The sequence below is a fragment of the Cytobacillus praedii genome (genome assembly GCF_001439605.1).
GTDB classification, from domain to species: domain Bacteria; phylum Bacillota; class Bacilli; order Bacillales; family Cytobacillaceae; genus Cytobacillus; species Cytobacillus praedii.
Window position 1 is genome coordinate 265879 of the sequence record NZ_LMBX01000004.1, and the last position, 14250, is coordinate 280128.

Below are 14250 nucleotides of genomic sequence, written 5' to 3' on the forward strand. Positions count from 1 at the left end.
CGAAATGCTAGATAAAATCAAAAAGCTGTTAGATAAAAAATAAAAAGTACTAGATAACTTCAGAAAAATGCTCGATAAGTCCGAAAAAGAATGAAAATTTGCTGATGAATAATCGAAATGCTAGATAAAATCAAAAAGCTGCTAGATAAAAGTACTTAAACATATCTGGAATATATGAAATTTGGATATTAACTGAAAAATGGTAGATAAATTGATAAAAAAAGAGGGGAATCATATTCGAATAAAATAGAAATAGTAGGTGTAAACGAAGAAAATATAAATGACAGTGGATGCTACTTTTTCACTCGGCAATGAAACGATTAAAGGAGTTAGTCTAAAGAATTGACCCATGCTAGCATCCATTCACTGTACAAAAAAAGTATCCGCCCATTTTCCGGGTGGATACTCGCCTGGTTCATCATATCTTAAAAACTATAAAATTCTAATCCTTTTTTATATGCCTCATGTGCTAAAGGAATAACTGATAGGGCTAAATCAGCATATGTCACTTCTTGCTTAGGATTGAATTTGTTATTTGTTGTTGTTAATAATCCCAATGATTGTGCCAATGCCACATAGCCAATATTTTCGGTCTTTACATCTTTGGCATCCGCAAATTTCAGCTGATAGATCCCTTGATTTTTGGCTGCTTGTTCAAGTTCTAATATACGAATATACCAAACTGCTAACTCTTCTCTTGTTAGGCGCTCATCAAGATTGAAGGTTGTTCCTTCTTTTTTAAGTATTCCGAGTGAAACCGCACGTTCAACGATTTGATATAATGGGTGATCAGGTTTGATATTATCAAATGATTGACTTGTATTTGGTCTGCCAGGGTAATAGTCGTTATAGAATCGAGTGAGAGACTTCATAATTACTTCAAGGGCAGCCCCTTTTGTAACCTTTGCATCTGCATTAAATGTTTTTATATCCTTCACATCGATTATGCCTGATTGGATAAGATAGTTTAACTCTTTTTCTGCTCGTGGGTGGGAAATTTTTCCTTTACTAGTCTCAAACGTATGATTCCACTCGCCTGTGAGTGCATTTAAATAGCTAAATGGATTTTTGTTAAATTCAGGTGTATATACAAGATGATAGTGATTATATTTTTTGCTATGACCTTCTCTTACATAACTAAGATTTAGGCTTAATTGCTCAAAGAATTTTGCTTGTGCCTTTTCCTTTGAAATGACTTTATCAGTGGCTGGCCAATTTTGAATAGTAGACTGATTAACATTTAGATTAAGCAGTGAGCCATCAGACGCAATTGAAACCGAAAGCTGATCCCCATTTACAAGAATTCCATTTACAACTCTTGGAAAGTTGAAATGATAGGTTTCATTTTCCTCATCATAGAAAGTTTCCCCCATCGGCATTGCATAGTTATGAAGATAAGATGGGGAATACTGTTTTAAATACGTTACGGCTTGTTTTAGTGCATCCTCTTTAGATATAGCTTGACCATTTTTTTTGCTTAGGCTATTCTCTCTGAGTACATCATTCTGGATGTTATGGTACTGAATAATTTCTCCTGTACGTTTATCTAGTTCCAGGTCAGTTCCTGTTCCGCCATTTTTGTGTTCATACATATATTGAATGGCAAACACTTCTTGGCCATTATGATTTTTTCTTTCATCAATCGATTGGATATTTAGTTTAATCTCATCTGAATTAATTTTGAGCAGTTCTTGAGCAAAAGCTTTCGCATCGCTCAAGGAGAAATTAGTATGCTTTGGTGCGAGCGGCTGAGTGACGATGTGTTCAATTTTCCTTTCCTTTGAAAGTTCAGGAGAAAAGCCGTTTAATTTTTGCCACTCACCAGAAAGTGCGTGGATACCGATTACGTTATTTGTTGGCAAATAAACAAGGTTTACGTGTTTTTTACCTGTTCGGTAATCCGCTTCTATACTGTACTGCAAATCGAACGTAAGATTCTCTTTAATCTTCTTCACTGCTTCATCCTTAGACAGGACTTTTGCTGCATCATCATAAGATGGTGAATTAAGGCTGCCTGAGTTGCGGTAGAAGTTGCTAATCTCACCATTGCCAAGCACAGTAATTTGAATAGTTTGGTCTGAAATCGGAACTTTATTTTTTGTCTTTACGAAGGAGAATGTATAACGGATAGGTTCTGTAAGTACTTGATTACCTGGAAAATAATCGATGAGGTCTTTATTAAGCTGGTATTCACTGCTATTAGGGAACTTTTTTAGAAATGCTTGTGCCGCTTCTTGAGCTTTTTCTTTTGTTAATTTTGCTGGAAATAGGGCATCCTCTGCGTTGACTGGTTCATAATAGAAATTTTCAATCTCTAAGTTATCCCCAATAAAGCCAATGTTTCCATATAGATTCTTTCCGTTCACTTTTTTCTGAAAGCTTAAGTCATGTCGGATGGTGTCATCACCAGGATATTGAAAGCCTGTCCCCAAATGGAAGTCACTATCAGTTAAAAATGAAAATTGCGGGAAAAACTCTCTAAATTTCTTGATTAGCTCAGTTTTCGAAACAACCTTTTCTGACTGGGCAATCTGAATTTGCGGCGCAGTGTTTGGATTCTCATTTCCAAAGGATGATGCACTTACTCCTGGTGCAAAAATTCCAATCGACAAACCAGTAGAAAGTGTGATTATTCCGAGATTCTTTAATTTCTTCAAAATACCCCTCCTAATATTTAGCATTCCTGCTAATTATATCCTATATTTAGGTAGTTGTGGGAAGGAATGGGAATAACATCAGAAATATTCGAACATTTGTGACGTTTTATTGATAATTATTATCAATTTAGTGATTAGTATATATTTACAATTAGTTAGTAAGAAATTAAGATTAGTATAATAGTATTGAAACTTTGTATGCATTTGGAATGCAAAGGAGATAAAAAATGCGAGTTTTGTTAATTGATGATGAAAAGCTTGCTTTAGATATGTTAGAAAGTTTATTAAACAAGATTGATGGCATCGAGATAGTTGGAAAGTACCAAAACCCTGAAAGCGCACTTCAAAATATCAAGGAGAAACAAGTAGATGTAATTTTTCTGGATATAAACATGGGAAGCACGCATGGTATTAAATTTGCCGAAAAAATTACAGCAGTACTCGATAATATTGAGATTATTTTTGTTACTGCTTATCCTCAATTTGCATTGGATGCTTTTGAGGTTGATGCAATGGACTATTTATTGAAACCTGTAAATTTTAATCGGTTAAACAAAGCGATTTTAAAAGCAAGAAAAAGAATAGAAATATATAAACTTAAAAACACCTCTACAGTCCAGCCAAGAGAATCCCTCCATGCTTATACAATGAGTAAATTTCGGCTAATTGATTTTCAGCATAATCCTGTTAAATGGCGTACGAAAAAGGTCAAAGAATTATTTATCTATCTTTGGCATAACAAAGATCAGCCTGTCCATAAGGCAAAAATTATTGAAGAGCTTTGGCCAAATATGGATGCAGGCAAGGCAATGGTTTTGCTGCATACGACTATTTATCAGTTGAGAAAAACATTAAAAGAAACCGGAATAGAAAAGCCTGTCACTCTATTAAATGATCAATACGTTCTATCTTTTCCTTTAACTAGTGATGTTCAAGAATTGCAGGAATTAGTTCAATCGGATGCAGTGATTTCGGAAAATGTCGCAAGGGTACTTGAATTGTATACAGGCGACTATTTAGAGGAAGATGGGTATTCATGGGCTATTCAGCAGCAACTGACGCTAAGGGAATCATTAATATGTTATCTTGATCACTTTATAACAGATTCGATTCATAATCAGAAGAATAATCATTTAGTAGAGGCTAGTCTTGAAAAATTGCTTCAGCTGGATACATATAATGAAACGTATTTGTTCAAGTTAATGAATTATTATGGGGAACTGAATAATTTTCCAAAACTCCAAACCTTGTATGGGGAAATTAAGAATATATTCGAATCTGACTTAGGAATAGAAGTACCATGCAAATTAGAGGGTCTATATAATAAATATTTTGATAGGTTAAAACCACTTAACTCTTAGTTATTTAGAGATGAGTGGTTTTTTGTTTTTGTACTTATTAAGTATATATGGGTAAAAGTTCAGAATTTGTTCAGAATTGGAAGTTTATTATTGAATGGGCATTTCTTTTCATAATTAAGTTTGTAATAGTAAATAACTAGCTTCTGTTGAAGAGAAAGGCCAAAACGAGAAACCACAGGACAAAATCGATAGAAAGAGAAAGGAAAGGAGAAGATCGTTTAAGAGAAAAAAAACACTAGGAAGGGGATTAACATTGCGTTTTGTATGGAGCTTTGTATTTATATCGGCAGGCTTCCTTTTACTCTTTTATCCTCAAATTGAAAAGGAAGCTGCAGATACGAAACAGGAGAAACTGATACAAACCTTCAAGCAGCTGGGTGATGCAAATGAGTATGAAGAGCAGGAGCCTTCGATAGAAGTTCAAGAAAATCAAAAGCAAATAGAGCTTTTAGAAGGGGCAAGAGGGATTATCCATATTCCAAAAATTGACCTGGAAATGCTGATATTTGAAGGCGCTGGGAAAGTCCCGCTGAAAAAAGGCACAGGGATGATTGAACCAGACAAGGAATTTGGAATAAATAATGTTGGAATTGCCGGGCACCGTTCAACAACATTTGGCAAGCAATTTAACCGGCTTGATGAGCTTTCACATAACGATGAAATCATAGTAGAAACGAAGACTGGTACATATGAATTTGTCATCGTCCAGAAATTTGTTGTCGATCGTTCAGAGGTTGAGGTGCTAAATGATCAAAAGGAGCCCTTCCTTACTCTCGTAACTTGTACACCCATAGGCAAAAAAAATCCCACAGATCGCCTTATTGTACAGGCAAAGTTAAAAAATAAAAGCTGAAAGTAAGGAGAGTTACATGAAGAAGTTTAGTCTCATTTCAATGATGATTCTATTGATTGTCAGTAGTTTCATCTCTCCGTTGGCAGCAAGTGCAAATTCAGGAACGGAGCAGTCATTTACGCTAACTAACGCAGTGATTGAAGCGGATGCAGCGGATAAATCCAAGGCAAAAGTAAGATTTGATTGGAATTTTGAAGCAGGCGAAGAAGGAAAAGGAGGTACATATACTTTCCAAGTCCCGTCTGACGTGACAATCGAATTGGAACAAACGGGTAGTTTACTTGTTAACGGGGAAACGATTGGTTCTTACAAAGTATCAACAGATGGGACCATTACTGTCACCATTATTGAAGGGCAAAAGAGCAGTGGATCAGGAAGCATGGAATTTGCAGCAAAGAGTGCTGCAGTGACTGATCAGCCAACGGAAGAAACCTCAGCTCAGGATGCAGCCTCTGGAATTGAAGGAAATACAGTTGATAAGGGTACTGGAACTGAAGAAGGTGAAGCAAGAGCAGGGCAAGAAACGACTGATAAGACTGGCCAAGTTAAAGATGATGATATAAAAGATGGGAACAAGATAAACGAGAACAATAAAGGACTTCTACAAAGTGGAAGTTCGGTTATCACAGAAAACATTTTGACAAGCGCGAAACTAACTTATTTTAAAAGTGAAACAAGCTCAGAAGTGGTTGGAAGTGTGGACCGTAACTCCATAATTAAAGTGGATTATACGTGGAAGCTTGAAGACGGGCATAGCTATAAGGATGGAGCAACATTTACATTTAATCTTCCATCCGAACTGAAAGTATATGAAGCAATCAATAATGAACCGCTGAAATTTGATACGAATACGATTGGAACATTCAATGTGAATATGAATGGGGAAGTGACAGTTGTTTTTAACAGCTTCATTGAAAACCACTCAAATATAAGCGGAACGATTGAAGTGCTTTCAAAAATAAGTGAAACCGTTGTTGTAACAGAAGACAAGAAGGTAACTGTCACACCGATTGCTGGGAAGGAATCCGTTGATATCCCAATAACCTTCCACCCAAGCGGCTCAACAATTGATAAAAAAGGGATACCAAACAAAGCGTATAACACTGAAACAGTTGAATGGACTGTAGACTTTAATAAAAGTTTAGATAGTATTTCAAATGCAGTTCTCAGTGACCCGATTCAAGACGGTCAAAAGTTTGATAAAGGCTCGATTAAAGTATATAAATTAATCACTCTTTTAAATGGTACTGTTACACAAGGAGAAGAGCTTGCATCTGGATTTACAATTGGTCAAGCAGAGGGAAAAGACTTTTCTGTCAGCCTTGGGAATATATCAACAGCCTATCGAGTAGTTTACACGACAAAGATTATTGACCAAGATATGGTGAAATTTGATAATACGGCAACTCTCTCAGGAGATGGATTCACTCCTCAAAAAGCAACAGCATCCATTGGGGTGAAAAGAGGAGCTGCGTTAGCAAAGAGTTCGACCGCTTATGATCAAGGCAAACAAATCATTACTTGGGAAATAAAATATAACTACAATGAGAAGTCGATTAAACAGGCAGACGCATTGTTGAAAGATTACTTTAATGACACCCAGGATTTAGTGGACGGATCTTTTACTGTGAAAAAAATAACGATTGATAGTAATGGAAATGAATCAGGTGCCGGAGAGGATTTTACCGGTTATACTCTCACTCCTAAAGCTAAAGACGGTAAAAATGGTTTTGAGCTCCAGTTCAATCAGGATATTCAGCATGCTTATAAAATAACTTATAAGACAAAAGCAACTGACCGTGTATTCTCTTCAGCAGAGATTACAAACGATGTTGAGGCTGGCGAAGAAAAAGCTACTGGAAAAAGAACCATTTATCAGCAAATTATATACAAGAAGCATTATAAAAATCATCCACAAACAGATTATGGGAAGAAAACAACCACTTGGAGCATCGATATCAATATTGACAGCTACCTAATGAAAAATGTAAAAATAACTGATAGTTTTACAAATGAAGGGTTAAAATTACTTCCAGATACACTCAAAATTACTGATTCATCAAAAAAAGAGTTGAAAATCGACGAGGATTATCGATTAGTGAATAATGATAATGCGGGGTTTGTAATTGAGTTTTTACACGATATAGACAAACCACATCGTATCGACTTTCAAACTTCTTTCAATTATGAAGCTAGAAAGAATACTAGTCTTAACTCTTTAGACAATACGGCAGTAATCACATGGATTGATGAACAAGGGAAGAGCCAAACAAAAGATTCAACTGCTAAGTTCGAGCCGGATTCTTATACTAAATCGAACGGCTTCAAAAATAGTTCATACAATGCCGTTACCAAAGAAATTACATGGAATGTTGGGATTAACTATAATCTTAAAACACTAACAAATGCATCTGTAGAAGATGAAATTCTTGGGAACCAAGTAATAGATCAAAAATCCTTAAAGGTATACAAAATGACCTTAACAGGTGAAGCAAATGGAACAAAAAGAGAAACAGCTATTGAAAATACAGACTATACGGTTAAATGGGATCCAACTGGAAAACCTGGTTTCAAGGTTGAATTTCTGCATGAAATCGACTCTGCCTATTTAATCGAGTATAAGACAAGCCTAGAAAATCAATTAATTAAAGGTGCGTACGAAAATACAGCTACTCTTTATGATGGTACGGCTAAAGTAACTGATTTAACCGCAAGTGTTTCCATACCGAATGGCGGAGAGTATACGAAAAAGTCGGGAACACAAAATGGGAAAATTATTGATTGGAAGGTTCGAATTAATTTCGGCCAATCTAAAGTATCGAATGTAAAACTGATAGATACACCGACCGAAAACCAAACACTTCTCGAGCAATCCTTCCATCTGTATGCGACTACTGTAGCTGAAAACGGTGCAGTAACAAAAGGTGCAGTGTTAGTGAAGGATGTGGATTATACACTCGAATTTATCAATGGCGGCTTTGAACTAGCTTTCAAAGAGGATATCGACAAACCTTATATATTAGAGTATCAATCTCTTATTCTTGCGAAGGTTGGAGATAAGGTAAATAACGATATCGAGTTCACTGGTGCACAAATTACTACGGAAACAACAAAATCTAGTTCCTCAGTTGAAGTTAAAAGAACAACAGGTCTAGGTACTGGAACAGGGGAAGTAGGCAGTCTTGAAATAGTAAAGCTAGATGCAAGTGATGATACAAAAACTCTTGCAGGGGCTACTTTCTCCTTAATTGATGAAGTGAGCGGTGCAGTGATTAAAACACTAACCACGAATGAAGAGGGCAAGGTTAAGTTTGAAAAGCTTCTTTACGGCGAATATCTCCTAAAAGAAGATCGTGCTCCTGAAGGGTATGTTGTAGGAATCAACGGCACGCAAGTTGTTAAAATTGAAAAGCCAGAAGCCACTCTGACAATTAAAAATGCCAAAATCCATCAAGCCGTAGAACTTACTAAAGTAGATAAAGCGGACAAATCAACTCCACTCCAAGGAGCAGAATTCGAACTCCAACGAAAAAATGGAGCAGATTTTGTCAAAGTAAGCACACATGTTACGGATGAAAGCGGCAAAATTATTGTCAACAACTTAGAACCGGGCGACTATCAATTTGTTGAAATTCAGGCAGCAGAGCATTACTTACTAGACGATACACCGGTAACATTCACAATTAAGAAAGACCAAACCTCTATCGTAAAGGTAACAAAAGAAAATGAAAGAGGCATAGGCAGTTTCACAGTCCTAAAAGTCGATGGTTCAACGAATAAACCGCTAGAGGGAGCAGAATTTGAGCTTTACAACAGCAAGAATGAACTAGTCGCAAAGAAAACGACGGATGCAGAAGGAAAAGCAATTTTTGAAAACTTAGCCTTTGATAACTATGTATTAAAAGAGGTTAAGGCACCTGCAGGGTATGTGATTCAAAAAGCATCAGAAAATAAGGCAGTAAAGCTAGATGCTGAAAAGAAAGAAGTAACGGTTAAGAATTATAAGCCTAGTACAGGAGGTCCTGGTGATCCAGGAGAACCGGGCAAGCCAGGCGAACCAGGTAATCCGGGAGAACCAGGAAAGCCGGGAGAACCGGGTAAGCCGGGAGAACCAGGCAAGCCAGGCGAACCAGGTAACCCAGGAGAACCGGGCAACCCAGGAGATCCAGATAACCCAGGAAATCCAGGTAACCCGGGAGATCCGAATAACCCAGGAGATTCAGGAAACCCAGGCAATCCAAATAATCCAGGCGTTTCTGATAACCCAGGAAACCCGGACAATTCAAACAATCCAAACCAAGGAAACCAAATTGGCGGATCGAATCAGTCTAATCTAGGGAATGGAAAAGTACTTCCACAAACAGGCGAAGAGGCCAATATGACTTTGCCATTGATGGGTATTGTTTTGATTCTTATTGGATTAGGAATGGCGTTTACTAGAAGAAAAATAGAATCATAAAATAAGAGGACAATGACTAGGATAACAATCCAATCATTGTCCTTTTTTATTTGATAAATACTTGCTGGTGCTCTAATTTATTTTTATAGATCCTTTTGCACCTGTTGTTTTATTCGTAAAGACAACAGTATTCTTCTCAATATATAAATCAATTGAATGGGTATTGTTGATTTTCTTCAATTGCGTGCCATCAAGCTTTGCCTGATAAAGATAGCCGCCATTTGAGTAATTGCTCAAATAAATATTGTTTTTTGTTAAAACAAAGTATGGTGTACTAACATTAAGCAGTTTCTTCTTTTCGCTTCCATCCTTTTTCATTCTATACAGCTTTTGGTTGTCTTTGTTATTAGAGTAATAGATATAGGTACCAGATTCTTTGGCAGAGAAAATATCCTGAAAATAGGCATACTTTGTACTCGTTGCAGCAGGAAATAGCTTTTCATCCCAAGAATGATCTTTCTTTAATGCAGCGGCTGGTGTGAGAAAATATTTGTAGCTGATTTCACCAGCACGGTTTGGCACGGGATCATCCCATGTGGAGTCTATATAGTAATATTTCCCATCTATTTTCACTAAATTCCATGCATGTGCCCCGCCGTTTGCCGTGCCTGTAATCAGGTGAGATTCAATTCCTGCTTCCTTTAATAGCAGCTGCATGGTTTGGGCATACCCTTCACAAACAGCCTGCCCATTCATCAATAAGCCATAAGCGGTATAGGATGCATCAGGGACTTGTCCTTTTTTAAAGTTCTCCCAATCATATGCAGTATTCAAGACAATATAATCATGAATGGCTTTCACCTTGTCAAATTCTGAGTCAGTGGATTTTATTGTTTGTTTGATAATATTTTTTATCTTTGTATCTTGATTCTGGACCATTTCTTTGATTTTTTTTACAGGATATTTATATTTTAATTCAATTTTTCCGTTTGAATAAGCAGTTGTTCCTTTATGCTGGAAATAAAAGATTTCTGGATGATCCTCTAATACTTCATTAATAATCGTGCTAACATTTTTGTAAGAGATCGATTGAGATGGGAAGCTAGCTGTATCTTTAAAGCTAGTAATTGCCGTTAATAGATTATTATAGGTGTCTTTATATGCTTTAGAATCAGCTGCAGAAACTGTGATCGTGTTTTTGTCTACAATGTTGCTCGCATTCTGCTCTTGTGCAAAAGCAGGAAAAGCTTGAATAAAGAGGTTAGAAAAAATGAAAGCTGAAACGAAGGTAAACTTTTTTAACATATGAAACTCTCCTTTACGATTTTATTCTTTGCAGAATAACTACGGTAACCCAGCCGTCATAGCGATTGCCTTAGACCTGTGGCTTTGCGTCTCAATCTTTCAATTGATTTGCCGTTACTAGAATTATATACCAAAATAACAATATATTGTAGGTAATCTAAATAATCATAGATTTATTTATTTTAATAAAATTAGAAAACAAGCATGAGATGATCATTGGATGTATATAAATAAGTAATCTGTACTTTATCCGTTCATATTGGGTCACATGTTACTGATTCGATCAGGCATGGTGGTAAACATAAAGAGATAGCCCTCTTTTAATTACCCCATGCCTTTTTCCGTTTCTTGCATCCATATTATGAGATATAAGGAGTTAGTCCGTATGCTATCAAAATATTTCAAGAAACGCAGACTGCAAATATTTGCCCCTTTAAAAGGGGAAGTGCTTTCACTGGATCAAGTTCCTGATCCTGTGTTCAGCAAGAAAATGATGGGGGAGGGAGTGGCTATTTTACCTAAGGAAGGTGGCGTTCATGCTCCTTTCGAAGGAATCATTATCCTTGTAGCTGAATCGAAGCATGCCATTGGAATACGTGCAAAGGATGGGACAGAGGTACTTATTCATGTTGGTTTGGAAACGGTTTCATTAAAAGGGGAGGGGTTCCAAGTTCTCGTGAAAAAGGGGGAGGCTGTTTCTAGTGGTCAGCTGCTGATGGAGGTGGATTGGAAAGCTATAGGTGAAAAAGCAAAAAGTGTAATCACGCCGATTGTAATTACGAATAGTGAAAACAGAGAAATCGAGATTACCCATGTCAATGAAAGTAATATAGGTGAAACCGTGCTGATGTACGTTGGGCCAAAATGATTTTATCGCAGATAAATGGACTGCAAGCGAGGTTGGTTTTATAGGAAAGGAGGAGCTTTCGATCAAGATAAAAAAGATCCTCAATACGAATGCAGTGATCGTACAGGATGAAGGCAGAGAGAAAATTGCGATTGGGAATGGGATTGCCTTTAACAAGAAACGGAATGACATTGTGGCTAGCGGGAAAATTGAGAAGCTTTTTGTCATGCAGGAGAATGACAGATTAGTGCAAGTATTAAGCAGAATCCCAGAGGAACATTTTACAATTTCAGAAGAAATCATTACGTATGCGGAAAGGTATATGGGGACGAAGTTAAATGACCATATTCATATCGTTCTAACAGACCATCTATCCTTTGCGATTGAAAGAACGAATGAAGGCATTCATATTCATAACAAGCTATTGTATGAAATTAAAATCCTTTATCCAAGAGAATTTGAAATTGGGGTCTGGGCAATTAAGCATATAAAGAAAAAATGTCGCATGGAGATGCCTATCGATGAAGCGGGCTTTATCGCCCTTCATTTGCACACAATGAAACCGCAAGGAGGTGATTTGCGTCAGACGATTCGACAAACGGTGATTATCAGGGATATGGTGCAGCTGATTAAAGGGTATTTGGGAGTTGCAGTGGAAGAGGATAAACTTTCCTATCAGCGGTTAATTTCACATCTTCACTTCACATTAACGAGATTAAGTCAATTTGAACTTCACACGATGGATGAAGAAATGCTTGTCATGCTTGAACAGAAGTTTGCGAACTCATTCAGGTATGCAAGAAAAATGGCACGGGACTTACTAAAACTGCATGGCATCTCCCTTCCTGAACAAGAACTAGGCTATATCACCCTTCATCTCGAGCGCCTAAGGAAGGGGTTAAAGACAAGCTGAAAAATGTCTAATAAAAAATGAATAGGGGTTGAGTCTGTTATGAAGAAATTTTTACAAAGGCTCGGTCGCTCGCTCATGCTGCCGGTAGCTGTATTGCCAGCTGCAGCGATCCTGATGGGGATAGGGTATTGGATTGACCACGACGGCTGGGGATCTGGAAATGCATTGGCAGCCTTTTTAATTAAAGCAGGAGGTTCGATCCTCGATCATATTCCGATTCTTTTTGCGGTTGGGGTTGCACTTGGCATGTCAAAGGAAAAGGATGGATCTGCTGCATTAAGTGGACTGATTTCATTCTTAGTTGTAACAACCATGCTTTCGACGAATACAGTAGCCTTATTACAAGGAATCGATCCTGGAAGTGTCAATGCAGCATTTGCGAAAATTGATAATGCATTTATAGGTATTCTTTCCGGCCTTATTGCTGCATGGATGTACAATCGATTTAGCCATGTAAAACTGCCAGACTTCTTGGCATTCTTTAGCGGGAAGCGGCTTGTGCCAATTATGTCTGCTGTCTCCATGCTTGTCGTCTCAGCAGCTTTATTCTTTATTTGGCCAGTAGTCTATAGCGGATTGGTATCCTTTGGGGAATCGATTAGCAGTTTAGGGGCTGCCGGTGCAGGCATCTATGGATTCTTCAATCGTCTCTTAATTCCAACTGGTTTGCATCATGCCTTAAACGCAGTTTTTTGGTTTGATACAGTAGGCATCAACGATATCGGGAACTTCTGGGCAAGTGCAGGGGAGAAGGGCGTAACGGGCATGTATCAAGCAGGTTTCTTCCCGATTATGATGTTTGGTTTACCAGCGGCAGCATTAGCGATGTACCATACGGCTAAAACAGGGAAAAAGAAAATGGTTGCTTCTTTAATGCTGGCAGCAGGCTTTGCTTCATTTTTCACAGGTGTAACAGAGCCAATTGAATTTGTCTTTATGTTCTTAGCACCAGCTCTATATGTCGTCCATGCAGCATTAACAGGTCTTTCCTTATTTATTGCAGCTGCCTTCCAATGGACCGCCGGCTTCGGATTTAGCGCAGGATTTATTGATTTTGCCTTAAGTTTGCGCATACCTATTGCCAACATGCCACTGATGTTAGTAGTGCAGGGATTAGGCTTTGCTCTCGTTTACTATTTCCTATTCCGCTTCTTAATCGTGAAATTCGACTTGAAAACACCTGGCAGAGGGGATGATATGGAAGACGAGGAAGAAGGTATTACTGGAAATGCTACAGCGAATAAATTTTCAGAAATGGCGGCAATTATCTATGATGGACTCGGCGGAGATGAAAATGTTGTATCCGTTGATTATTGTGCCACTCGTTTACGTGTAGAGGTAGAAACAGTCGATAAAGTCGATCAAAAGAAAATTAAAACAACCGGTGTACCTGGCATCAATGTCATTGGTCCGCAAAGCATTCAAGTGATCATCGGAACAAATGTCCAGTTTGTTGCGGATGAAGTGGAGAGAATTCGGAGGAAGTAAGATTGATTAGTTCGTAATGTGTGAGATGTGGCTCAAAGGGGAGAAGTGTAGTTGGTTTGGATTCTCGGATTTGTATTAGATATCAGGGAATCTTCACCAATTTGGAGTATTGGTTCTTGAAAAACTACTATTTTTACAAAATGGTCGCCAATAAGGTGCATTGGTTCCCGAACCACAACTATATTTAATAAAATGGTCCCCAATGAGGCATATTGGTTCCTAAACTTTTACTGCTTTAGAAAAAACGGTCGCCAATAAGGTGAAATGATTCCCGAACTTCAACTAAATGTAACAAAACGGTCGCCAATAGGGTGAATTGATTCCCGAACATCAACTAAATTTATCAAAATGGTCGCCAATAGGGTGAATTGGTTCCCGAACATCAACTAAATTAAAAAAATGGTCGCCAATAGGGTGAATTGGTTCC

Annotated in this window: 8 protein-coding genes and 1 riboswitch; of the genes, 6 read left to right on the forward strand and 2 right to left on the reverse strand. The window is 37.7% G+C overall.

Going from position 1 to position 14250, the window contains the following annotated elements; all coding sequences use genetic code 11:
* Window positions 1-425: 425 nt before the first annotated feature.
* Window positions 426-2657, reverse strand: coding sequence for a YcdB/YcdC domain-containing protein (locus tag ASU02_RS06760; RefSeq protein WP_057762268.1), 2232 nt, complete (start codon window positions 2655-2657; stop codon window positions 426-428).
* A gap of 227 nt (window positions 2658-2884) precedes the next feature.
* On the opposite strand from ASU02_RS06760, the gene ASU02_RS06765 reads away from it, so the two are divergent.
* From ASU02_RS06765 to ASU02_RS06775, 3 genes are all read left to right on the forward strand, one after another.
* On the forward strand, window positions 2885-4018 hold the full coding sequence (locus tag ASU02_RS06765; protein ID WP_057762270.1) for a response regulator: 1134 nt from the start codon (window positions 2885-2887) through the stop codon (window positions 4016-4018).
* A 253-nt stretch (window positions 4019-4271) separates the two neighbouring features.
* A complete protein-coding gene (locus ASU02_RS06770; protein WP_057762272.1) occupies window positions 4272-4871 on the forward strand; it encodes a class D sortase in 600 nt (199 codons plus the stop codon).
* A gap of 16 nt (window positions 4872-4887) precedes the next feature.
* Window positions 4888-9330, forward strand: a complete 4443-nt coding sequence (locus tag ASU02_RS06775) for a collagen binding domain-containing protein (RefSeq protein ID WP_057762274.1) — start codon at window positions 4888-4890, stop codon at window positions 9328-9330.
* A gap of 72 nt (window positions 9331-9402) precedes the next feature.
* Here ASU02_RS06775 and ASU02_RS06780 read toward each other — a convergent pair whose 3' ends face one another.
* Window positions 9403-10575 (reverse strand): transglutaminase domain-containing protein, encoded by a 1173-nt coding sequence (locus ASU02_RS06780; protein WP_057762277.1) that lies wholly within the window; start codon window positions 10573-10575, stop codon window positions 9403-9405.
* A 40-nt stretch (window positions 10576-10615) separates the two neighbouring features.
* Window positions 10616-10698, reverse strand: a riboswitch (cyclic di-GMP riboswitch).
* 262 nt (window positions 10699-10960) lie between these two features.
* Here ASU02_RS06780 and ASU02_RS06785 point away from each other — a divergent pair.
* The 3 genes from ASU02_RS06785 to nagE all read left to right on the forward strand — a co-directional run bounded on the left by ASU02_RS06785 (window position 10961) and on the right by nagE (window position 13823).
* Entirely contained in the window at window positions 10961-11443 is a 483-nt protein-coding gene (locus ASU02_RS06785) for a PTS sugar transporter subunit IIA (protein WP_057762279.1), read from the forward strand.
* Between the two features lie 61 nt (window positions 11444-11504).
* A complete protein-coding gene (locus ASU02_RS06790; protein WP_057762336.1) occupies window positions 11505-12335 on the forward strand; it encodes a PRD domain-containing protein in 831 nt (276 codons plus the stop codon).
* Between the two features lie 39 nt (window positions 12336-12374).
* Complete coding sequence (gene nagE, locus ASU02_RS06795; protein ID WP_057762280.1) at window positions 12375-13823, forward strand: N-acetylglucosamine-specific PTS transporter subunit IIBC; 1449 nt, start codon at window positions 12375-12377, stop codon at window positions 13821-13823.
* The last annotated feature ends 427 nt before the right edge of the window (window positions 13824-14250 follow it).

Excerpts from the sequence above, each read along its gene's own strand:
- ASU02_RS06775 (WP_057762274.1), top strand. The coding sequence starts at position 4,888 with ATGAAGAAGTTTAGTCTCATTTCAATGATGATTCTATTGATTGTCAGT.
- ASU02_RS06785 (WP_057762279.1), top strand. The coding sequence starts at position 10,961 with ATGCTATCAAAATATTTCAAGAAACGCAGACTGCAAATATTTGCCCCT.
- nagE (WP_057762280.1), top strand. The coding sequence starts at position 12,375 with ATGAAGAAATTTTTACAAAGGCTCGGTCGCTCGCTCATGCTGCCGGTA.
- ASU02_RS06780 (WP_057762277.1), bottom strand. The coding sequence starts at position 10,575 with ATGTTAAAAAAGTTTACCTTCGTTTCAGCTTTCATTTTTTCTAACCTC.
- ASU02_RS06765 (WP_057762270.1), top strand. The coding sequence starts at position 2,885 with ATGCGAGTTTTGTTAATTGATGATGAAAAGCTTGCTTTAGATATGTTA.